This window comes from Bacillus sp. HU-1818 (assembly GCF_022695965.1).
GTDB lineage: Bacteria > Bacillota > Bacilli > Bacillales > Bacillaceae > Bacillus > Bacillus atrophaeus.
Map to the genome: position 1 here is coordinate 881365 of NZ_JAAPBE010000002.1, position 22634 is coordinate 903998.

At 45.2% G+C, this 22634-nt stretch carries 25 protein-coding genes; 19 read left to right on the top strand and 6 right to left on the bottom strand.

Features of this window, described 5'->3' with window-relative positions:
• The first annotated feature begins 17 nt into the window (after positions 1-17).
• From GXP75_RS09785 to yunB, 4 genes are all read left to right on the top strand, one after another.
• Positions 18-839 carry a sulfite exporter TauE/SafE family protein gene (locus GXP75_RS09785; RefSeq protein ID WP_214919073.1) on the top strand — a complete coding sequence of 274 codons (822 nt, stop codon included), beginning with the start codon at positions 18-20 and terminating at the stop codon, positions 837-839.
• A gap of 19 nt (positions 840-858) precedes the next feature.
• Positions 859-2247, top strand: a complete 1389-nt coding sequence (locus GXP75_RS09790; protein WP_242556692.1) for a bifunctional metallophosphatase/5'-nucleotidase — start codon at positions 859-861, stop codon at positions 2245-2247.
• Positions 2248-2310: 63 nt separating this feature from the next.
• The gene (locus GXP75_RS09795; RefSeq protein WP_214919076.1) at positions 2311-2616 is read left to right on the top strand and encodes a YunC family protein; all 306 of its coding nucleotides are present in this window, start codon (positions 2311-2313) and stop codon (positions 2614-2616) included.
• 67 nt (positions 2617-2683) lie between these two features.
• Positions 2684-3484, top strand: coding sequence for a sporulation protein YunB (yunB, locus tag GXP75_RS09800; protein WP_214919077.1), 801 nt, complete (start codon positions 2684-2686; stop codon positions 3482-3484).
• Positions 3485-3522: 38 nt separating this feature from the next.
• Here the strand turns inward: yunB and lytH are convergent, their stop codons facing one another.
• Entirely contained in the window at positions 3523-4503 is a 981-nt protein-coding gene (gene lytH / locus GXP75_RS09805) for an L-Ala--D-Glu endopeptidase (RefSeq protein ID WP_214919078.1), read from the bottom strand.
• Positions 4504-4735: 232 nt separating this feature from the next.
• On the opposite strand from lytH, the gene lipA reads away from it, so the two are divergent.
• Positions 4736-5632 carry a lipoyl synthase gene (gene lipA / locus GXP75_RS09810; protein ID WP_106045521.1) on the top strand — a complete coding sequence of 299 codons (897 nt, stop codon included), beginning with the start codon at positions 4736-4738 and terminating at the stop codon, positions 5630-5632.
• Positions 5633-5663: 31 nt separating this feature from the next.
• Here lipA and GXP75_RS09815 read toward each other — a convergent pair whose 3' ends face one another.
• Complete coding sequence (locus GXP75_RS09815) at positions 5664-6302, bottom strand: YhcN/YlaJ family sporulation lipoprotein (RefSeq protein WP_242556693.1); 639 nt, start codon at positions 6300-6302, stop codon at positions 5664-5666.
• A 117-nt stretch (positions 6303-6419) separates the two neighbouring features.
• Here GXP75_RS09815 and GXP75_RS09820 point away from each other — a divergent pair, with 117 nt between their 5' ends.
• Genes GXP75_RS09820 through GXP75_RS09830 form a run of 3 tightly spaced genes read left to right on the top strand, consistent with a single transcriptional unit; the run spans position 6420 to position 7953 of the window.
• Positions 6420-6695 (top strand): YutD family protein, encoded by a 276-nt coding sequence (locus GXP75_RS09820; protein WP_003327089.1) that lies wholly within the window; start codon positions 6420-6422, stop codon positions 6693-6695.
• 21 nt (positions 6696-6716) lie between these two features.
• Positions 6717-7151, top strand: a complete 435-nt coding sequence (locus GXP75_RS09825) for a DUF86 domain-containing protein (RefSeq protein ID WP_214919080.1) — start codon at positions 6717-6719, stop codon at positions 7149-7151.
• 31 nt (positions 7152-7182) lie between these two features.
• On the top strand, positions 7183-7953 hold the full coding sequence (locus tag GXP75_RS09830; protein WP_003327091.1) for a TIGR01457 family HAD-type hydrolase: 771 nt from the start codon (positions 7183-7185) through the stop codon (positions 7951-7953).
• A gap of 31 nt (positions 7954-7984) precedes the next feature.
• On the opposite strand, the gene GXP75_RS09835 is transcribed toward GXP75_RS09830, so the two are convergent.
• Positions 7985-8485 carry a phosphatidylglycerophosphatase A family protein gene (locus GXP75_RS09835; RefSeq protein ID WP_106045517.1) on the bottom strand — a complete coding sequence of 167 codons (501 nt, stop codon included), beginning with the start codon at positions 8483-8485 and terminating at the stop codon, positions 7985-7987.
• Positions 8486-8637: 152 nt separating this feature from the next.
• Between GXP75_RS09835 and cotNH the strand changes: the two genes are divergently transcribed.
• The 5 genes from cotNH (at position 8638) to GXP75_RS09860 (ending at position 15260) form a co-directional block, all read left to right on the top strand.
• On the top strand, positions 8638-9654 hold the full coding sequence (gene cotNH / locus GXP75_RS09840; protein WP_242556763.1) for a spore coat-associated protein CotNH: 1017 nt from the start codon (positions 8638-8640) through the stop codon (positions 9652-9654).
• 244 nt (positions 9655-9898) lie between these two features.
• Complete coding sequence (locus tag GXP75_RS09845; protein WP_003327094.1) at positions 9899-11200, top strand: homoserine dehydrogenase; 1302 nt, start codon at positions 9899-9901, stop codon at positions 11198-11200.
• Complete coding sequence (thrC, locus tag GXP75_RS09850; RefSeq protein WP_242556764.1) at positions 11200-12258, top strand: threonine synthase; 1059 nt, start codon at positions 11200-11202, stop codon at positions 12256-12258. Before GXP75_RS09845 ends, thrC begins: the two co-directional genes overlap by 1 nt.
• Entirely contained in the window at positions 12255-13184 is a 930-nt protein-coding gene (gene thrB, locus GXP75_RS09855) for a homoserine kinase (protein WP_061570591.1), read from the top strand. The genes thrC and thrB overlap by 4 nt, the downstream gene beginning before the upstream one ends.
• 99 nt (positions 13185-13283) lie before the next feature.
• On the top strand, positions 13284-15260 hold the full coding sequence (locus GXP75_RS09860) for a S9 family peptidase (RefSeq protein ID WP_242556694.1): 1977 nt from the start codon (positions 13284-13286) through the stop codon (positions 15258-15260).
• Positions 15261-15302: 42 nt separating this feature from the next.
• Here the strand turns inward: GXP75_RS09860 and GXP75_RS09865 are convergent, their stop codons facing one another.
• Entirely contained in the window at positions 15303-15638 is a 336-nt protein-coding gene (locus GXP75_RS09865; protein ID WP_170316251.1) for a NifU family protein, read from the bottom strand.
• 108 nt (positions 15639-15746) lie between these two features.
• Between GXP75_RS09865 and GXP75_RS09870 the strand changes: the two genes are divergently transcribed.
• Positions 15747-16073, top strand: a complete 327-nt coding sequence (locus tag GXP75_RS09870) for a YuzD family protein (protein ID WP_061570943.1) — start codon at positions 15747-15749, stop codon at positions 16071-16073.
• Positions 16074-16109: 36 nt separating this feature from the next.
• On the opposite strand, the gene GXP75_RS09875 is transcribed toward GXP75_RS09870, so the two are convergent.
• Together GXP75_RS09875 and GXP75_RS09880 are read right to left on the bottom strand one after the other, a co-directional pair.
• Positions 16110-16622, bottom strand: a complete 513-nt coding sequence (locus GXP75_RS09875) for a phenolic acid decarboxylase (protein ID WP_242556695.1) — start codon at positions 16620-16622, stop codon at positions 16110-16112.
• A 218-nt stretch (positions 16623-16840) separates the two neighbouring features.
• Entirely contained in the window at positions 16841-17908 is a 1068-nt protein-coding gene (locus GXP75_RS09880; RefSeq protein ID WP_003327101.1) for an NAD(P)/FAD-dependent oxidoreductase, read from the bottom strand.
• A gap of 265 nt (positions 17909-18173) precedes the next feature.
• Here GXP75_RS09880 and GXP75_RS09885 point away from each other — a divergent pair, with 265 nt between their 5' ends.
• From GXP75_RS09885 to GXP75_RS09905, 5 genes are all read left to right on the top strand, one after another.
• Complete coding sequence (locus tag GXP75_RS09885) at positions 18174-18410, top strand: YuzB family protein (RefSeq protein ID WP_003327102.1); 237 nt, start codon at positions 18174-18176, stop codon at positions 18408-18410.
• Between the two features lie 159 nt (positions 18411-18569).
• The gene (locus GXP75_RS09890) at positions 18570-19784 is read left to right on the top strand and encodes a NupC/NupG family nucleoside CNT transporter (protein WP_242556696.1); all 1215 of its coding nucleotides are present in this window, start codon (positions 18570-18572) and stop codon (positions 19782-19784) included.
• A gap of 122 nt (positions 19785-19906) precedes the next feature.
• A complete protein-coding gene (dapF, locus tag GXP75_RS09895; RefSeq protein ID WP_242556697.1) occupies positions 19907-20761 on the top strand; it encodes a diaminopimelate epimerase in 855 nt (284 codons plus the stop codon).
• A 79-nt stretch (positions 20762-20840) separates the two neighbouring features.
• Entirely contained in the window at positions 20841-21203 is a 363-nt protein-coding gene (locus GXP75_RS09900) for a HesB/IscA family protein (RefSeq protein ID WP_003327108.1), read from the top strand.
• Positions 21204-21560: 357 nt separating this feature from the next.
• Positions 21561-22517 (top strand): alpha/beta hydrolase, encoded by a 957-nt coding sequence (locus GXP75_RS09905; RefSeq protein WP_242556698.1) that lies wholly within the window; start codon positions 21561-21563, stop codon positions 22515-22517.
• Positions 22518-22634 lie beyond the last annotated feature (117 nt).

Sequence of the window (22634 nt, forward strand, 5' to 3'; positions counted from 1 at the left end):
GAAAGAGGAGAATGTAAGTGTCTTATATGATTTTAATTGTATTGGGTTTGATTGCGGGTACGGTAGGAAGCCTGATTGGCCTTGGAGGAGGGATTGTCATTGTTCCCGCCTTGCTGTTTTTAAGCAGCGCGACCCCTTTCTTTCAAGATGTAACACCCCAGGTTGCCATCGGGACCTCGCTTTTGGTCATTATTTTTACAGGCTTATCTTCCACGCTTGCTTATATTAAATACAAAACGGTTGATTATAAAAGCGGACTGATTTTCTTTATCGGTTCAGGCCCCGGAAGTATAATCGGAGCTTACGTATCAAAGCTATTTAATTCTGATTCGTTTTCTGTCTGGTTTGGGATTTTTATGATTCTGATTTCTGTATCATTAATGCTGAAAAAGAAAGCAAGGCCGCTGAACAAAGAGCATCAAGGGATCATTCGGACTTTTCGGGATGATTCGGGCGAGCCGTATACCTATTCCTACAATGCGGCTGCCGGAATTGCCATCGCCTTTGCCGTCGGTTTTTTAGGCGGGCTTTTCGGCATTGGCGGCGGTTCGCTGATGGTGCCCGCCATGATGCTTTTATTTTTATTCCCGCCAAAGGTCGCGGTCGCAACATCAATGTTTATTATTTTCCTGTCTTCTGTTACAGGATCTGTTTCTCACGTTCTCTCTGGCCATGTTGATTGGCTGTATGCTCTTGCTCTCATTCCGGGTGCTTGGTTCGGAGGGAAATTTGGCGCGGCTATTAATAAAAGAATGCAGACCAAAACGATCGTTGCCACTATGCGGATTGTGTTAATTTTAATCGGCTGCCAATTAATTTATGAAGGCATATTCAGATGAAGGATTAGGGAGAGATTGTATGTTAGAGAAACTCCGCTTATATCACACCAATGATTTGCACAGCCATTTTGAAAACTGGCCGAAAATCGTCCACTATATTGAGCAGAAAAGAAAAGAGCATTTGTTAAACAGCGAAGAGGCGCTCGTCTTTGATATCGGCGATCATGTCGATCGTTTTCAATTCGTGACAGAAGCGACATATGGAAAGACAAATGTAGATCTGCTGAACCGTCTTCATATAGATGCGGCTGCCATCGGGAATAACGAAGGAATTACCCTTCCTCATGAGGAGCTGGCGGCCTTATACGATCATGCCGAATTTCCCGTTATCGTCTCCAACCTGTTTGACAAACACGGAAAACGGCCGAATTGGGCAGTGCCTTATGTGATGAAAACACTCGAAAATGGAATGACGATGGCCATTTTAGGCGTGACCGTTCCGTATTATCCTGTTTATGACAAACTGGATTGGACTGTAACCGACGCTTTCGAGAAGATAAAGGAAACGATCGCAGAAGTGAAAGACAGAGCCGATATTATCATTTTGCTTTCCCATTTAGGCATTATTGATGACCAGGCGGCGGCTGAAGCATTTCCTGAGCTTGATGTGATTTTAGAATCGCACACCCACCATTTACTTGAAAACGGCCAAATGGTAAATGGCGTTTTGCTCGCTTGCGCCGAAAAGTACGGCAACTATGTCGGCTGTGTCGAGCTGGTCATTGACAGCAAACGGAGGCAAATTGTTGAAAAGAAAGCATCCGTTCAAAACATGTCTGAATGGCCGGAAGAATCAAAAGAGACCAAGGCGTTTCTTGAGGAAAAAGAACGTGAAGCCGAGGAATTGCTGGCTGACGAGATCGGCGTTTTGGACAAGGATGCGGGAGTCAAGTGGTTCGAGGAATCCGCATTGCCGAAACTTTTGGCCGAGGCGCTGCAAGAGTGGTGCGGCAGTGACATCAGCATGGTGAATTCGGGCATTATTTTGGGACCGCTGAAATCCGGACCTGTGACAAAGCTTGACCTGCACCGCATCTGTCCGCATCCCATAAACCCTGTTACCGTACGTCTCACAGGAGAGGAACTCAAAGAAACAATCCTTCAGGCCGCCACAGAGAAAATAGAGCAGCTTCGTATAAAAGGATTGGGATTCCGCGGAGAAGTGATGGGGAAAATGGTATACGCGGGAGCCGAGGTTCAAACGGAACGGCTTGATGACGGCATTACTCATATCATCCATATCATGATAAATGGAGAACACATAGAAAAAGACCGCGTGTACACAGTCGGAACGTTGGACATGTTTACATTGGGAAGGCTGTTTCCTCTTATACGGGACGCGGAGGAAAAAGAATTTTTCATGCCGGAGTTTTTACGGGACCTTCTGGCCTGGAAACTCACACAGTAAGCTTTCTGCCCACAACAAGCTGTGCCCTTCTTCATAAAGTAAAGATGAAGGGAGTGATTTGATGTGGTAAACCTTACACCGATTCTCATTGAGGGTGAACCTTTTACAGCGGTCACAGTTAAGCTTCCCAAAACAAATTTTATGGCGGTGGCCAATGATCACGGATATATTATGTGCGGCGCGCTGGATGTTGCGCTGCTGAATGACAAATTAAAGGAGCGTGGGATCATCGCGGGCCGGGCTGTCGGCGTCCGCACCATTGACCAGCTGTTGGACGCTCCTTTGGAATCCATTACGTTTGCCGCGGAAGAACTCGGGATTCATGTGGGAATGAGCGGACGAGAGGCTCTTTTGAAAATGGCAAAATAAATTGTCCCGGCTATTACTATGTCCCCCTTTACAAGCATACATTGTGATATGTAAGGGGGGATTTTGCTTGCCAAGATTTCGCGGCCCTCTTCGCAAAAGAGGTCCTTTGCCTTTTCGGTACGTTATGCTGCTTACACTTGTATTTTTTGTCATTTCCACTACGGTAAGCCTGTGGATCATTAATGCCTCCATCAAACCGATCTTGATGGATATCGGAGAAATGGAAACGAAACGCGTGGCGATAGAAGTCATTCAAGCATCAATTGAAGACTATATGTCAAATAGTGATAACATGAAAGACATGTTTGAAATGAACTCCGATGAAAACGGCAAATTAACGACAATCGATTTCAATACACAAATCGTCAACAGTATGAAAACGAAGATAACAAAACAGCTGCAATCGCATCTGAAAGAAGTGGAAACAGGCGAATTCACGCATAGCAAGAAACACGGAACAGGAAAAGATAGCGGCGCCAACGAGAATATTATGATCAATATTCCACTGGGACAGGTGACCGGCAATACCATTCTCGGGAATTTGGGGCCGAAAATACCGGTGAGGTTTAGTTTAATCGGTGACGCGCTCACTGATGTGAAGACAAAAATTGAGCCGTACGGCATTAATAACGCGCTAATTGATATCAGTATCTCTGTTGAAATTAAAGTGAAAGTCATTATTCCGTTCGCAACCAAAACATCCGTCGTCACAAACACCATTCCGGTCTCTATCAAAGCGGTGCAGGGAGAAGTTCCGCAATTCTACAATGGAAGCGGAGGAACCGGCGTCACTCCATCTGTTCAGCTGCCAAGCAGCAAAGAGGAAGACAGCGGATCTTCAAAAAACAGTAAAAAAAGCAGCGAGTAAAATCAGCCGCCTTCCTTTAGAGAGGGCGGCTGTTTTCGCTACTTCTTTTTTCGTATTTCAAAACGTTCCCATGCTCTCAAATGCGGGTACGGATCAAACGACCATTCGGTTCTGCCGTTATCCTTGTACATGCCGTAATGTAGATGCGGAGGGAATTTCCCGGCTGTTCCGGGCGGACCGTAGCCTGAACTGCCGACAGAACCAATCACTTGCCCCGGTTCGACAATCTGACCCGTTTTGATTCCTTTGGCAAAGCCGTTAAGGTGGGCAAAGTAATGATACGTATTATTGATATCTCTGATTCCAATTCTCCATCCTCCGAAGCGGTTCCAGCCTTTCATTTCAATCACCCCGTAGCAGGTAGACCGGACCGGCATCCCGTAATGGGCGAACAAATCCGTTCCTTCATGGATGCGCCTGCCTCCAAAACCGCGGGCATCTCCCCATGTGCTCCGATAGCTGTAATCTGTTCTGACGGGCAGCGGAAAGGCATGCTCACCGAGATCAATGTGACCGTAAGCCTTAAACAGTTTCATAAACTCTGTAATAATTCCGACAGTCTGATCACGATGATAAAAATTCCAAAGTCCGATGCGGATATTGTCCACGTCCGTTCCGTATGACAGCAAGTATTGGGCGAATGTATACAAGATATCCTCATCATTGCTGACCTCGGCTTTGCCGTCGCCATCCCCATCCATGCCGATGCCGTCAAACACTTTTATACTTAGCGGAGCATCATCCTTAGGGTTAGGATTTTCAGGTCCGCTCCATATGTCATCCGGAATATAGATACTGATGATTCCTGATTTTTCGGGCAAATCGTTTCGGTTGCTGCGCACATTTTCTTCATATTGATCAACAGCGGCGAGCGCGTACCAAGGGATTTGCGTTACCGCTTCCGCTTTGCGGTATAATTCCATGCGTGCAGAGAGTACGGAATCCTGCTTTTCTTTGCCCGAAATGCTAGGCTCGAATGCAAACAAAAGGAGAAGAAGAGCGGATAACACAATTTTCACAAAATGATCTCCTTTCATATTGAATACGTATAGTTTGCGGCAACTCAATAAGAAAATGTCAGTAATTCTCTTCCCTTGTCGAGAAATTTTTCCTATGTTAAAGTGTCTAGAGAAAAGACTTTCTTTAGTTAGAAAAATAATATTTTTTGCAGAAACCAAGGTGTCTGCATCCATCGAGATTTCAGAATTTTTCGCGCTCAGGAAAACATATTGGATATTGGAGATGATGGGATTGGCAAAGAAAGACGAACACCTCAGAAAGCCCGATTGGCTTAAAATAAAATTAAATACCAATGAAAATTACACGGGCCTCAAAAAATTAATGCGGGAAAACAATCTGCACACGGTGTGTGAGGAAGCGAAATGCCCCAATATACATGAATGCTGGGCTGTCAGACGTACAGCTACATTTATGATTTTGGGCTCTGTCTGTACAAGAGCGTGCCGCTTTTGCGCGGTTAAGACAGGCCTTCCGACAGAACTTGATTTGCAAGAACCGGAACGCGTTGCTGATTCAGTCAGCATTATGAATCTGAAGCATGCCGTTATCACAGCTGTTGCGCGTGATGACCAAAAAGACGGCGGAGCCGGTATTTTCGCAGAAACCGTACGAGCGATCCGCAGAAAAAGCCCGTTTACAACCATTGAAGTGCTTCCGTCTGATATGGGCGGCAATTACGATAATCTAAAAACATTAATGGACGCGCGTCCCGACATTTTAAACCACAATATTGAAACGGTCCGCCGCCTCACTCCAAGAGTCCGCGCACGAGCGAAATACGATCGGTCATTGGAATTTTTGCGCCGTGCAAAAGAAATGCAGCCGGACATTCCGACGAAATCAAGCATTATGATCGGTCTGGGTGAAACAAAGGAAGAAATCATCGAAGTAATGGACGACCTGTTGGCAAACAATGTTGATATCATGGCAATCGGCCAATATCTGCAGCCGTCCAAAAAACACTTGAAAGTCCAAAAATATTACCACCCCGATGAATTTGCTGAATTAAAAGAAATCGCTATGCAAAAAGGCTTCAGCCACTGTGAAGCAGGTCCTCTTGTCCGCTCATCCTACCATGCGGATGAACAGGTTAACGAAGCTTCTAAAAAGCGCCAAGCGCAAGCATAATGCCAAAACGCCAGAATATCTGGCGTTTTTGTCATTTATGATTCGTTTGCAGCGGTCCTTGTGCTTGATCCTGATCTGTTTCTCCATTAGCATTTTCGTCTTCAGAGACAGGCCCTCCCTGCGGAGATTTTTTCATTTCTTGAATGGTATCCGCCATGATGTCACTGATATCTCTTGAATCAGAACGAAGCCTGCTGTAGTTCTCTATGGATTGCACAAGGTTTGGATTATCGGAAATATACACATGATAGTACCGCGGGATAACAGAAGCTGCTGTTTTTTTGACCTGGTCGGCCGTCTGCTCCCGTCTTTTTGAATTCGTTTGGTAAACAACGAGCGCTTCTTTGTCTGTCACGAGTGTCGCGGTATCTTGAACATGCGGGAGCTGAACCGTTAAACTGGAAATAACATGTGCGGTTTTTTCACGGTCAATTGTCGGCACTTTCGTTTGAGTGTCATCCGGCATGCTGTTTGCTTGGTAGCGGACATATCCAAACTGGCCGTTTTTGTTATCCTGATTGAAAGACTCCTTTCGATCAGACACACTGATGGTCTTGCCGCCGATCTCCTTGTCGGTCTTGATATCCCGTTGCGCATCGTTTGTTCCGGCTCCCGCACAGCCCGTCAAAAGGCCAGCTAAAAGGCAGATGATATAAGCAGTATGTTTCATTTTAGTAAATCCCTCCTTACAGCTTAGGGTAGCCAAATCAGATGATTTACTCTTTAGTAATTGATGGGGGCGAAGCAATGAATTATGATATAAATGAGTGATAAAAGAGGTGAAATCATGATTCTCATTCAAAACGCTGAGTTCGAGTTAGTCCGCAACTTCAAAGAGGGGTTCAACGAAGAAGCCTTCAAAGCCCGCTATTCCGACATCTTAAATAAATATGATTACATTGTGGGAGACTGGGGATACAGTCAGCTTCGGCTCAAAGGCTTTTTTGACGACCAGAATCAAAAGGCAACCTTTGAAACGAAAATCAGCACGTTAGACGAGTATATTTACGAATATTGCAATTTCGGCTGTGCGTATTTTGTCTTGAAACGACTACGAAAATAAAGAAGCAAAGGGGAGACTGTCATGTATTTTGTAGACAGGAACAGGATTGAAGAAACCCTCGGATTTCTTGAAAAAGAATTGGCTCTTTTTAAAAAACAAACAGACTGGCAGACGGAGATTGAAAAAAAAGCGCTTGAGCGGATCGGCCATGTCGCCATCGAATGCATTATCGACACGGGAAATTATATGATCGACGGTTTTATTATGCGGGACCCGGGCAGCTACGACGACATCATGGACATTCTTGTTGACGAAAAAGTTGTAACGGAAGAGGAAGGGACGCATTTAAAACAGTTTATTTCCTACCGTAAAAAACTGGTTCAGCAGTATCAGCTGGCGGACGCCGCAGAACTTCTCAAACTGATCCAAGAGCATCACACCGTGCTGCAAGACTTTCCGTCACGGATCAGGAGCTACTTAGAGACGGAACTCGGCCCTGTTTCTGCATTTAAATAAGCCATCAAGAAAAGCAACGGGAGTGTAGTTGATGAAAACATATAAAGGATATTTAATTGATTTAGACGGTACAATGTACAACGGAACCGAAAAAATTGAGGAAGCTTGCGAATTTGTCAGAAAGCTGAAAGAACGGGGCATTCCGTATTTGTTTGTGACAAACAACTCGTCCCGCACACCGAAACAGGTGGCGGACAAGCTGGTTTCTTTTGACATTCCGGCGACAGAGGAGCAGGTTTTCACAACAAGCATGGCGACGGCTCAGCACATCGCGCAGCAGAAGCAGAATGCGTCTGTTTATGTGATCGGCGAAGAAGGCATCCGCCAGGCGATTGAAGAAAACGGCCTGACCTTTGCTGAGGAAGACGCAGACTTTGTAGTGGTAGGGATAGACCGCGGCATTACATACGAAAAGCTGGCAACAGGCTGCCTCGCGATCAGAAACGGCGCCACTTTCATTTCTACAAACGGTGACGTGGCGATCCCGACAGAAAGAGGGCTTTTGCCGGGCAATGGCTCACTGACTTCAGTGTTAACCGTATCTACAGGCGTTCAGCCCGTATTTATCGGAAAGCCTGAATCCATCATTATGGAACAGGCCATGCGTGTCCTCGGAACAGATATCTCTGAGACATTGATGGTTGGTGATAATTACGCAACAGACATTATGGCGGGTATGAACGCAGGGATGGACACTCTTCTTGTGCATACAGGCGTGACCAAAAGAGAGCATTTGGCCGATTATCCTGATAAACCGACCCATGCCGTTGATTCCTTAACAGACTGGCTTAACCATATATAAGAAAAAAGAGGGCGGTCCATATGGACTGCCCTCATTCTGTATTTCTGGCGCGATGAGCCAGCCTGCTGGATGCAGCGGCAGCGATCGCGCCGACAATATCATCGAGAAACGTATGGCATTCACCGGTAGATTTATCATTTAAACGGCCGAGAATCCCCGGTTTTTCTTTATCAATGTAGCCGTAGTTGGTGAACCCGATCGACCCGTATATATTCACAATCGAAAAGGCAAGAACCTCATCGACTCCATAAAGGCTTTCATCAATGGCCAAAATTGTTTGCAGCGGTTCTGAAAGCTTTTTTTGCTCAGCGAGAACATCCAATTCAATTCCGGTTAAAATCGCATTTTGCACTTCGCGCTTTGCGATCACACGATTTACATTATAAGTGCAGGTTTCAATTGTTAAATCAGGATGGTATTTTTCCTGGAGAAAAAACACAAGCTCGGCAATATCCGCAATCTCTACCCCGCGCTGCCTCATTTGTTCCCTTGCCGTTTTTTCCATCTGGCTTATTTGTTCCTTTTCTGACATCAGCTTCACCCAATCTTTTTTACTAGTTTATACAAAACGCGATAGATGTGTACGTTATTTCTTGCGCCTCCGAAAGGTTTAAAATATGTATTCATAATTCCGGCTCCGTATGACTACGATGTGAAGAACCCCAATTCAACAGGCAGGTGATCATTTTGAAGGGTGTCATCAAAGAAAAGTTCGGCATTCAAATCAGACAGCTTTCGGTATATCAAACGTACCAATGCTTTCAAACGCCAAATTCCTTTTTTTTAATCATTCCGGTTTCGCAATTTTCCAAGGCGGAACTGACGGAGCTTTATTACATGAGTCAGTATTTACAAGAACAAAGTGACCCATACGTTTCCGTTTTTATCTTTACAAAAGATGGGGAGCTGACGTTTGAACATGAAGGCAAATCCTATGCGCTGCTAAAGGCGGTTCCGCCCGTGACGAACCGTACTTTTTCTGTCGGAGCAGAGCTCGCGGAATTCCACAGAAAAGGCAGAGGTTTTCCTTATGAAGTGAAAGATGCCGGAAGAATCGGCCAATGGAAGGACTTATGGGGGAAACGGATTGACCAGCTTGAAGCCTTCTGGCAGCAAAAAATTCAAATGCCTCCGCATGAGCCATTTGATAAAAAAATGATCGAATCGTTTCCATATTATTTAGGCCTTTCGGAAAATGCGGTTCAATACTTGGTTGATACGGAACTGGATGATAAGCCTCAGGTGACCGATTCGGGAACCATTTGCCATCAGCGCATGGAACGGAATACATGGTCGCCCGAGTCATTAATCAGAATACCGGCAGATTGGGTTTTTGACCATGCGGCCCGTGATTTGGCTGAATATATGAGACATACTTTTTTATACCATAGAGAGGATTTGCTGAATCAAGGCTTTCATTTTCTGCAGGAGTATGAGCAAATCACCCCGTTGTCCTCTTTTTCCAAACGCTTGATGTACAGCAGGCTGCTTTTCCCCCTTCATTATTTCGAAACCGTGGAGGGTTACTACATTTCTTCGGAGACAGAAAAGCACTATTATGAGGAGAACCTTGACAGTATTCTTGCTGATTCCGGCCGTTATGAACAGTTTTTAAATACAGGTCAGGAATTAATGAATATGAGATCCGGGCAGGTATTTGTTCCGCCTGTCACTTGGCTCGGAAAAGGTTCCTTGAAGTAGAGCGGGAGCCGGGGCTGGAGGCGGAGAAAGCTCCGGCCTTTAAATGAAAAAGTCCAGTAAAAATATTTAGAAAATATAGAATCTTGTCATATCAATGTGTTAAGCGCTTACAAAAGGAGAGGCTTGAAGATTGTTGTCTTGTCAAATTGAAGATGGACTTATATAATATTTGTAACTTAAATGTCTGTGTTGAGTTAACAAATGTCTTTTATAAGAGGACAGTTGAATGAAAGGTGGAGTTTTTTTGAAAGCGATTCGAGTGGGGCTTTTAGGATTAGGCACTGTGGGAAGCGGTGTTGTCAGAATTATTCAAGAACATCAGGATAAGCTGATGCATCAAGTCGGCTGCCCGGTTACGATAAAAAAAGTGCTTGTAAAAGATATAGATAAAAAAAGGGAAGCGGATTTGCCGAGGGAAGTATTGACGACGGAAGTGTATGACGTCATTGATGATCCCGATGTCGATGTCATTATTGAAGTAATTGGCGGGGTTGAGCAGACGAAGGAATACCTGCTTGACGCCCTGAAATCGAAAAAGCATGTCGTCACGGCAAACAAGGATCTAATGGCGGTCTGCGGTTCAGAACTGCTTGCCGAAGCCAAAGAAAACGGCTGTGATTTGTACTTTGAAGCAAGCGTCGCCGGCGGTATCCCGATCCTGCGTACGCTTGAAGATGGACTGGCATCTGACCGGATCACAAAAATGATGGGAATTGTAAACGGAACAACAAACTTTATTTTAACGAAGATGATTAAAGAGAAGAGTCCGTATGAAGAAGTGCTGAAAGAAGCCCAAAGCCTCGGATTTGCCGAAGCTGATCCGACAGCTGACGTTGAAGGGCTTGACGCGGCGCGGAAAATGGCGATCTTGGCACGTCTCGGCTTTTCCATGAATGTCGATCTGGAGGACGTCAAAGTGAAAGGGATCTCTCAGATTACAGATGAGGACATTAACTTCAGCAAGCGTCTCGGCTACACGATGAAACTGATCGGCATTGCCCAGCGTGACGGAAGCAAAGCCGAAGTCAGCGTTCAGCCGACACTGCTCCCTGATCACCATCCGCTCGCTGCCGTCCATAATGAATATAACGCGGTTTATGTATATGGCGAAGCGGTCGGCGAGACCATGTTTTACGGACCTGGTGCCGGAAGCATGCCGACAGCCACATCGGTTGTGTCCGACCTTGTCGCTGTCATGAAAAACATGCGCCTCGGCGTAACCGGCAACAGCTTTGTTGCCCCGCAATTTGAAAAAAATATGAAGTCGCCGTCCGACATTTACGCCCAGCAATTTTTAAGAATTCATGTCAAAGACCAGGTCGGCTCATTCTCGAAAATTACTTCTGTATTCTCTGAGCGCGGTGTCAGCTTTGAAAAAATTCTTCAGCTGCCGATTAAGGGGCATGACGAACTGGCTGAAATTGTTATCGTCACCCACCATACATCAGAGTCTGATTTTAGTGATATTCTGCAAAACTTAAATGACCTGGAAGTCGTGGAAGAAGTAAAAAGCACGTATCGTGTAGAAGGGAACGGTTGGAGCTAATGTGGAAAGGACTTATCCATCAATATAAAGAACTTTTACCGGTAACTGATCAAACGCCGGCACTGACATTACATGAAGGAAACACACCGCTCATTCATCTGTCAAAGCTGTCTGAAAAACTGGGCATTGAACTTCATGTGAAAACAGAAGGCGTGAATCCGACGGGCTCCTTCAAGGACCGGGGAATGGTAATGGCAGTCGCGAAGGCCAAAGAAGAAGGCAACGACACGATTATGTGTGCGTCTACCGGAAACACGTCCGCTGCGGCAGCCGCTTACGCAGCCCGCGCCAATATGAAATGTATCGTCATTATCCCGAACGGGAAAATCGCGTTCGGAAAACTTGCCCAAGCCGTGATGTACGGAGCAGAAATCATCGCGATTGACGGCAACTTTGACGATGCGCTGAAAATTGTCCGATCCATCTGTGAAAAATCGCCGATCGCCCTTGTGAACTCAGTAAACCCTTACCGGATCGAAGGCCAAAAAACAGCCGCTTTTGAAGTGTGTGAACAGCTTGGCGGAGCGCCTGACATTTTGGCGATCCCGGTCGGAAATGCCGGAAACATTACAGCATACTGGAAGGGTTTCAAAGAATACCACGAGAAAAACGGCACGGGGCTTCCAGAAATGCGCGGTTTTGAAGCGGAAGGGGCTGCGGCCATCGTACGCAACGAAGTCATCGAAAATCCTGAAACAGTGGCGACGGCCATCCGTATCGGAAATCCTGCGAGCTGGGATAAAGCCGTTCAAGCAGCCGAGGAATCTGCCGGGAAAATTGACGAAGTCACTGATGAAGAAATCCTGCACGCGTATCAGCTGATTGCCAGCGAAGAAGGCGTGTTTGCAGAACCAGGATCTTGCGCGTCCATCGCCGGCGTGCTGAAGCAAGTCAAATCAGGAGAGATTCCGCAAGGCAGCAAAGTCGTCTCCGTCTTAACAGGAAACGGCTTAAAAGACCCGAACACTGCCGTCGATATTTCAGAGATCAAACCGGCTGCGCTGCCGACGGATGAAGACAGCATCCTTGAATACTTAAAGGGAGCGTCTCGTGTATGAATGAGGCCGACATGCTGTTTTCTGTCACCGTCCCGGGCAGTACTGCCAATTTAGGGCCTGGCTTTGATTCAGTGGGAATGGCGCTCAGCAGATATTTGAAGCTGACAGTCTATAAAAGTGTGGAATGGACTTTTGAAGCTGAAACAGAAACAGTTGCCGGAATCCCTGCTGGTACAGAAAATCTCATTTATCAAGTCGCAAAACGGACGGCTGATACGTATGGGAAAGAAATGCCTCCGGTGCACGTAAAGGTATGGAGCGACATTCCATTAGCGCGTGGGCTCGGAAGCAGTGCGGCTGCGATTGTCGCTGCGATCGAACTCGCTGACGAGCTGTGCGGCCTACGTCTTTCAGAGGCTGACAAGCTTCATCTTGCCAGCCTTGAGGAAGGGCATCCGGACAATGCCGGGGCTTCTCTTGCCGGAGGCCTTGTGATCGGGCTGCATGAAGAGGAACATACACAAATAGTTCGTGTACAGAATGTAGACATTGATGTTGTCGTTGTGATCCCTTTTTATGAAGTGCTGACAAGAGATGCGAGGGACGTGCTTCCAAAACAGTTTCCTTATCAAGACGCTGTAAAAGCAAGCGCCGTCAGCAACATTCTCATCGCGGCACTCATGTCACAAGACTGGCCGCTTGTCGGCAAAATGATGAAAAAAGACATGTTCCACCAGCCATATCGGGCGATGCTTGTCCCTGAATTGTCTAAAGTCGAGCATGTGGCTGAGCTGAAAGGCGCTTACGGAACGGCGCTGAGCGGAGCGGGGCCGACGATCCTCGTATTTACCGAAAAAGGCAAAGGAGAGGCGCTGAGAGAGCAGCTTTCCCTTAATTTCCCGCACTGTGAGATTGCCTCACTCTCAGTTCCGAAAGAAGGCAGTATCATAGAAAGAAACCCGTTACACCAAGTAAAAAGTGTATAGCGAAAAAAAGCGTTTCTTCAGCTTCTGGAGAAACGCTTTTTTTAAAGGTTTTTTTATCTAGAAAATCGAAATATAAGACAGATAAAGGAGGAGAATGATATGAAAAAGCTGGTTCTCGCAGAGGATATCACTGCCTTAGTTTCGGTGACTGATCCGCATTATTCGCCCGACGGCAAGCGTGCGGCTTTCGTCCAAACACAAGTGAATAAAGAAAAGGATTCATATACCTCACACATCATGGTGTATGACACAGAAAGCGGTCATTCCGTGCCATGGACTTATGGAGAAAAGAAAAACAGCGAGCCGAGATGGTCACCGGACGGCCGTCAGCTCGCATTTATATCCGACCGGGAAGGCGACGCCCCGCAGCTCTATATCTTGAATACAGACGGCGGAGAAGCCAGAAAACTGACAGATATTCCTTATGGAGTATCGCAGCCTGTATGGTCTCCGGACGGCTGTTCCTTGCTTTTGTCAGTAAACCTCGCAGCCTCCGAGCATGTAAACGACAAAGAAAAAGCAGAGCATGATCACAATGAACCGGTTGAAATTCATTCTTTAACATATAAAAAAGACGGAAAAGGCCTGATCAACGGGAGGTATACACAGATTATTTTGGTCAGCGCCGTCACGTGTGAAATCAAGCAGCTGACCGCGCACAAAGCGGACCATTTGGATCCCGTTTTCTCACCGGACGGCAAATCTATTGTGTTTACAGCTAATCTAACTGATCAAGATGATGCCAGTAAGCCTTATGATGTATACATGATGTCGCTTGACAGCAGTGATGTCACCCGAATTACCCCTCACCGCGGTTTCTTTGGCTCCTGTTCTTTTTCTCCGGACGGAAAATACATCGCTCTTCTTGGTGATGAACATGAATATCAAAATGCCACGTTAACGAAAGCATGGCTCTATCACTTTGAGAGCGGCAGTCTCACTTGCCTGACCGACATGCTGGACGTACATTTAGACGACGCTCTCATAGGTGATTCACTGATTGGAGGCGGTCAGCAGCGTCCGGTCTGGACTAAAGACAGCCAAGGGTTCTACGCCATCGGAACAGAGCAAGGCAGCACGGGCGTTTACTATATCTCAATTGAAGGTCTCGCCTATCCGATCCGGCTTGAGAAAGAGTATATCAACAGTTTTACGCTGCATCCAGATGAACAAAGCTATATCGCCAGTATTGCAAAGCCGACGCGGCCGAGCGAGCTTTACAGCATTCCGCTTGGAGCAGGAGAAGAGAAGCGCCTGACAAATGCCAATACACGCTTTATCGAAGAGCATATCTTATCAGACCCGCAAGAGCTTCAATATGAAACAGAAGACGGAGTGACAGTGAATGGCTGGCTGCTGAAGCCCGCCCGATTTGAAGAAGATAAGAAATATCCGCTGATTCTCAATATTCACGGCGGCCCACATATGATGTACGGCAATACGTATTTTCACGAATTTCAGGTACTGGCAGCGAAGGGGTATGCTGTCGTCTATGTGAATCCAAGAGGAAGCCACGGCTATGGGCAAACCTTTGTCAATGCGGTAAGAGGAGATTATGGATGCAAGGACTATGAAGATGTGATGCAGGCTGTGGATGAAGTGATCAGCGCTCATTCATTTGTCGATACAGAGCGGCTGGGCGTAACCGGCGGAAGCTACGGCGGCTTTATGACCAATTGGATTGTCGGCCATACAAACCGCTTTAAGGCGGCTGTGACCCAGCGTTCCATTTCAAATTGGCTCAGTTTTCACGGCGTGAGCGATATCGGTTTTTTCTTTACTGATTGGCAGCTTGGACATGATATGTTTGAGGATGCGGAGAAGCTTTGGGATCGCTCGCCATTAAAATATGCAAAACATGTGGAAACGCCGCTGCTCATTCTGCATGGGGAGCGTGATGACCGCTGTCCTGTAGAACAGGCGGAGCAGCTGTTTACAGCACTGAGAAAAATGAACAAGGAAACAGTTTTCGTCCGCTTTCCGGGCGCGTCGCATAGTTTGTCACGCAGCGGCCATCCGAAGCAGCGGATCAAGCGTCTGGATTATATCGGCTCATGGTTTGATAAATATCTCTAATTAAAAAAACAGGCTGACGTTACATCAGCCTGTTTTGTCTTATTAAAATACTTGTTCTACTTCAACTACACCCGGCACTTCTTCAAGAAGAGCGCGTTCAATTCCGGCTTTCAGCGTAATTGTTGAACTTGGGCAGCTTCCGCATGCGCCAAGAAGGCGAAGTTTGACAATACCTTCATCCACATCAACAAGCTCACAGTCACCGCCGTCGCGAAGTAAAAATGGACGAAGTTTGTCCAGTACTTCCTGCACCTGTTCTTTCATTTCAACCTCAGTCATGACATTCGCTCCTTTCGTCGTCATAAAACCATTATATTCACAGTAACAATAAAAATCTATTGTTTGGTTTGCAAAGTTGCTTACATTATTATAGCATATCTACACTTGAACACAAAAACCGATTTTTATACAAAAAAGCCGCCCGTCTCTGTATACTATTGGCAAGGGGGAGTTCCGAAAAGACAAGAGGGAAAAGGAGCGCTTATCATGACAAAACCGGTTATGCTCAGTGTTTACGGAGCTGAAACAATGTGTGCGAGCTGTGTCAATATGCCCGCCGCAAAGGATACATATGAATGGCTGGAGGCTGCGCTGAAAAGGAAATATCCCGGACAGCCCTTCAAGATGGCCTATATCGACATTGACGAGCCGCCCAATGATGAACACATCAAAAACCTTGTACAGAAAATACGTGATGATGAATACTTTTATCCGCTTGTGCTCGTGGAAGACAAAATTGTCGGAGAAGGAAACCCAAGATTACAAGACATATATAAAGAAATGGAAAAGTACGGCTATACGGCAGTCAAATAGAAAAAACCGCTGAAACAAAATCAGCGGTTTTTTCTATTATTTTAATTTTCCGGCGCGGATATCGTCTGTCATTCCCTCATACGGCGCTTTGGAAATGGTGTCTTGGTTGTCGATGCCGGCATTCTCTAAAAATGTGATATCGGCAAATTCCGGCACAACGTATTTAGGATACGTTTCGTATTTCTCACGTGATTCTTCCATTACGTCAATATAATCATTTTGATAGCAAACCGTAATCTCCGGATGCTCGTGAACCCATTTCGGGAAAAAGATGATACCGTGCATTCGTTTTTCATTTGGCATAAAGTTTAAGGAAACGTCGGTTCCGGTCGGCTCAGTCCATGAAACCTTATAAACGCCTTCTGTCAGCTTCACAAGATCTACTTCCTGGTCGCGCACCCAGCGGCCGGCAACCATTCCGCTGTGAATGCGGTAATCAATTGTTTTGTCATTTTTAATATAGATTTCATATTCCCAGCCGTTTTCATACGTATAAATCATATGGCTTCCTACAAAGTCTTTTACATCTTCTCTAGGTTGATTTGTCATCTCAATCTGCTCCTTTTTTAACGATTTCATTTCAGATCACACATGAGTCAACATATTGCCGGCAATATTGAGTAAACATGAACATGTTGTTATTTACATATATAAGTATAAATCTATAAATGCTCTATGTCAATTAAGAGACTTGAGGCCAAGAGAGGCCCATTCGACATAAAAAAATACGCTGATTTAAAATCAGCGTATCTTCAAGCAGTAAAAGCCTATCCGTTATGGTGCTTATACATCCACAGCAAACCGGATTTTAACAGACGCGGGACCCTGCCGATCAGCGGACGGTCCGCCACCAGGCCGAATCCTGCTTTTTTGCCGAGTGAACCAAGCACACCTTTTAATTTAAATTGCGGTAATGATTCAGGGAGCGCTTCTCCGCTCCAGCGTTTTTGCATGATTTGAACGATTTGTTCGGCTTGTGCTTCTGCGAGCTGTGCACTTGGAGCATGAGGAAGGCTGGCGCAATCTCCGACAACATAAACATGTTCATTGTCAGGGAGGTTATGATATGGCGTTAATACAACCCGCCCCTGGGCGTCTTTTTCCACGTCCAAATCCCGAACCACCTTATTCGGCTGTATGCCGGCTGTCCAGACAATCGTATCGGCGGATATGGCTTCATCGTGGTTATACACAATTCCGTCCTCCACTTTTGTAATGTTTGCCCGGTTGATGATGGTCACGCCATGCTCTTCAAACCATTTTTGCACATACTTGCTCAGGCGCTCCGGGAAGCTTGATAAAATAAGATCTCCGCGGTCAAACAGAATAATTTTTAAATCGTCTCTGCTTTCACGCAGCTCACTGGCAAGTTCGACACCGCTTAATCCTGCGCCGACAATGGCGACTGCCGCTCCGGCGCTTAGATTATTCAGCCTTTGATACGTTTCACGCGACTGATCAATCGTCTGAATGCTGAATGTGTATTCCTGCGCCCCCGGTACATTATGATATTTATCCTCGCAGCCAAGTCCGATAACCGCGTCATCGTAGGAAATAGGTTCACGGTCATGAAACAGCACTTGTTTTTGCTCTAAATCGATGGATGAAATATCTCCGTATTGGACATCCAGATTCGGATGCTCAGGAAAAGACACTCTGATATGATGGTCAGAGATTGTTCCGGCAGCCAGAGCGTAGTATTCTGTTTTTAAGCAGTGATAAGGATTTCTGTCAATTAACGTGATTGAAACATCATTTGGCAGCTGATTTGGCAGCAAGCGATGAAGAACTCGCATGTTTCCGTAACCCCCGCCGATCAAGACCAATTTTTTCATGTGGATTCCCCTTTTTACCCGAAGAGTATGATAGACAAACCGAAAAAAAACACGAACTATGTAAAATAACAACTAGAATTATATCGAATTTGATCTAAAATCACAATAATAGTTTCAAAATAACCTACGAATTAGCTAAAAAGAGATCAATAGTAAAACATTAAAACGTAATTAATATGTTACGATAATGTTTGAAGGAAATGCTTTCCTTTGACTAATTATAACAATTTCGTTAGGATAATGTACATATGTGAGGTGAAACCGCATGAATCCAATGATTGAATTTTGCGTCAGCAATTTGGCTCACGGCTCTCAAGAGGCTCGGGCGATTTTGGAAAAAGATCCAAATTTGGACGTGCTTGAATACGGATGCTTAAGCCATTGCGGAAAATGCATGGAATCCTTATTCGCACTCGTAAATGGAGAAGTCGTCACGGGAAGCGATGCCGCTGAACTTGTCGAAAATATATATACTTTTCTTGAAGAAAATCCAATGTTTTAAAAAAAGGGCCTAAAAGCAGGGCCCTTTTTTTATTGGTTTATTTATATAGGAAAGAAGGATGGCGAATTCAACTGATTTCTAAAAAATCAGTAGACATCAAAAATAAATATTGTTATCTTAAAAAAGGTCTTTTTTAAATAAAAAGTAAGAGGTGTATTGATGAATATAGTGTGGGGGCTGCTTGGTGCAGTGGCGATGTTTGCCATTGCGTTTTTGTTTTCAGAAAAGAAAAGCAAAATTAATGTAAGAATAGTAGTAATCGGTTTATGTATACAAGTGGCGTTCGGTTTTATCGTCTTAAAGTGGGAGCAGGGGCGGGCCGTGTTTTTATGGTTCTCAAGTCTTGTTCAGCTTCTCATTGACTATGCGAATGAGGGCATCAGCTTTATTTTCGGCCCGCTGCTTAAAGTCGGCGACAGCCCGGCGTTTGCCTTAAGTGTGCTGCCGGTTATTATTTTCTTCTCGGCGCTGATTGCCGTATTGTATCACTTGAAAATCATGCAGTTTATTTTCCGCGTAATTGGCGGAGGGTTATCAAAACTGCTAGGGACAAGCAGAACGGAATCTCTGGCTGCCGCTGCTAATATTTTTGTCGGCCAATCAGAATCTCCCTTGGTGATCAAACCGTTTATCGCCGGACTCACGCGGTCAGAGCTGTTTACGGTTATGACAAGCGGTCTTGCCGCCGTGGCAGGCTCCACTTTGTTTGGCTATGCTCTTCTCGGTATCCCGGTTGAGTATTTGCTCGCAGCAAGCTTCATGGCTGCACCGGCCGGATTGATTATCGGCAAAATGTTTATTCCGGAAACGGAAACTCCGCAAACCGTAAAAGGCGATTTCAAAATGGACGAAGGAGAAGGCGCAGCGAATGTAATAGATGCAGCCGCAAAAGGAGCGTCTACCGGACTTCAAATCGCGCTGAATGTCGGTGCGATGCTGCTTGCTTTTGTCGCCTTAATTGCTGTAGTGAACGGAATTCTCGGCGGAATCGGCGGATGGTTCGGAATAAAGGGCCTCACATTAGAATACATTCTCGGATATGTGTTTTCTCCAATCGCGTTTGTGATTGGCGTGCCATGGCATGAAGCCTTGCAGGCAGGAAGCTATATCGGGCAGAAACTTGTGTTGAATGAGTTTGTCGCTTACTCCAACTTCGGTCCGCATATCGGCGAGTTTTCTAAGAAAACCGCTACGATTATCAGCTTTGCGCTTTGCGGCTTTGCCAACTTTTCTTCGATTGCGATTATGCTCGGCACCCTTGGCGGATTGGCGCCAAGCCGCCGTTCGGATATCGCGCGCCTCGGATTAAAGGCTGTTGTTGCGGGAACGTTAGCCAACCTTCTCAGCGCGGCAATCGCCGGCATGTTCGTATAACAAATAAAAGCTCCTTGCATATTGGCAAGGAGCTTTTATGTATGAAAAACGGGGGATAATTGTATTGTGTCCGCTTATAATAGCTTTTATACTAAGTAAAAGAGAAAAAGTTGGAGGCACCTATGAATTCATTTCGATTTACCAAAATGCACGGTCTTGGAAACAGCTACATTTATGTTAATCAATTTGAAGAACAATTGCCGGAAGAACAATTGGCGGACATTGCTGTCAAGGTGTCTTCCGTATATACAGGCATCGGTTCAGACGGAATGATCCTTATCTGCCCTTCTGACAAAGCACCGGTGAAAATGCGGATTTTTAACAATGACGGATCAGAAGGGAAAAACTGCGGAAACGGCCTTCGCTGCGTGGCAAAATACGCGTATGAGCATAAGCTGACAGAGGAAACGTCCTTTTTGATTGAAACGCTGTCCGGCCTTGTCAAAGCGGAAGTTCAGACAGCGGACGGTAAAGTGAATGTCGTTACCGTCGACATGGGTGAACCGCGTCTGACAAAGGCAGAGCTTCCGATGCTCGGCGGCGGTGAAGAGCAAACGATCAATGAAACGATGACATTTGGCGAAGCTGAGCTAAAGGGAACAGCGGTTTCAATGGGAAATCCTCATATCGTTTTTCCGATTGAAGACATCGAACAGGCCCCGCTTACGACATTGGGACCGGTGATTGAAAAAGACCCGAGATTTCCTGAAGGCATTAATGTGGAATTTGTGGAGACCGTCAATGAAAAAGAACTGCATTTCCGCGTATGGGAACGGGGATCGGGGATTACGCAGGCATGCGGAACAGGTGCATGCGCCGCGGCTGTCGCATCTGTGCTAAACGGGATATCCAAACGTGATGATAACATTACGGTTCATTTAGCGGGCGGCGATCTGGTGATTAACTGGAAAGAAAATGGCCACGTAATGATGACAGGCCCGGCTGAGACCGTTTGTGAAGGTGTATATTTCCTCTGAAACGCCTTGTTTGAGAATTAAGCCGATCAAGTTTATAATGATAGAACAACATCCGGTATCTAAAAGGAGGTTCACAAATATGAGCAACCCGGTAACAATTACTGAAGCAGCAGCTTTGCATATAAAAGATATGATGAAAGAGCATGAAGAAGAAAATGCTTTTTTACGCGTAGGAGTAAAAGGAGGCGGCTGCAGCGGCCTTTCCTATGGAATGGGTTTTGAACATGAAAAAGGCGAGCAGGACAGCGCCTTTGAACAGCACGGCATCACCGTTCTGGTCGACAACGAAAGCATGGATATCATGAACGGCACGATTATTGACTTTAAACAATCCATGATGGGCGGCGGCTTCACCATCGACAACCCGAACGCCATCGCATCATGCGGCTGCGGCTCTTCTTTCAGAACTGCTCAAAATGCTGGTAAGCCTGAGGAGTGCTGACGTATTATATCATCTTAAATGAAATGCCTTCTCGATAGTTAATTGAGGAGGCTTTTTGCTGTTTTAAATATGAAAGTAATGCCTCACTATGAAACTTAAACCGCTGGCTCTTTTTATTTCTCTTTAAATATTTCTTTTTCTTGATCCAATTGCCTCTCGAGAGAAAAACATGATACAACCGACATCAATATGTTCAAGTACATGAAACTTTCTCCTAAAAGCAGATGTATTTTTGGAATATTCTGTTGACGACTATAACATATCCACTTTACAATTTAATTGTGATGATTTTATCACCATTAACTACTTAGAATACACCGCACTTATTTGAAAATAGTTACAAATAGAGGTGTTAAAATGAAGAACCGAGTAAATCCAGAGTTATTACCAGGATTAGAAATGTTTCAAGACCTCGATTTACGCCCAGAGAACTTGCAAGCAATTAGAGAAGAAATATCGCAAATGAGACCACCTACAGTTGTTGATGAATTCCTTTCATTAACAGATGAAGTCATTGCAGGGCCTGATGCTAATCCATTACCATTAAGAATTTATCGTCCAAAATCAAATAATGAATCCTTACCTGTCCTGTTATGGATACATGGTGGCGGTTATATCTTAGGGTCTATAGATGATAATGATGATACTTGTATGAGATTTGTAAAAGAAGCCAACTGTGTGGTCGTTTCTGTAGACTACCGTTTAGCTCCTGAACATCCTTATCCAGCACCAATTGAAGATTGTTATGCAGCATTAAAATGGATTGCTGATAATGCAGAGCCATTAAACATTGATTCGAATCGAATTGGTGTTGCAGGAGCGAGCGCTGGCGGCGGACTAACAGCCGCATTGACATTATTGGCCCGCGATCGGCAATATCCTTCTATTTGTTTCCAAATGCCGCTCTATCCAATGATTGATGACCGAAATAATACACCTTCTACGAATGAAATTAAAGAAGGATTTGTTTGGAATCAAAAGACAAATGAAGCTGGCTGGAAAATGTATTTAGGAGAAATATATGGAACGGATAATATCCCTGCCTATGCAGCCCCTGCTCGGGCAGAGGATTATAGTAATTTGCCATACACCTACACATTTGTTGGTCAATTAGATCCATTCCGCAGTGAAACATTAACCTATGTAACCAAACTTGCGCAAGCTGGTGTTGATGTCGAATTTCATTTATATCCTGGGGCCTATCACTGGTTTGAAGGATTAAATCCAAATGCCGACGTATCTATTCACGCTGTGAATGAAATGATACAAGCAGTAAAGGCTGGTTTCGCAAGAGTAGGCAAGGTAGAGGCTTAATCTCATTACAAAAGAAACACTCACAAGCAGTACACATTTGTGAGTGTTTTTACCTTTTAAACATGTATCAATTTGTTTTCGAGATACTTCCAGACCTTCGTAAAAAACGATTTGAAT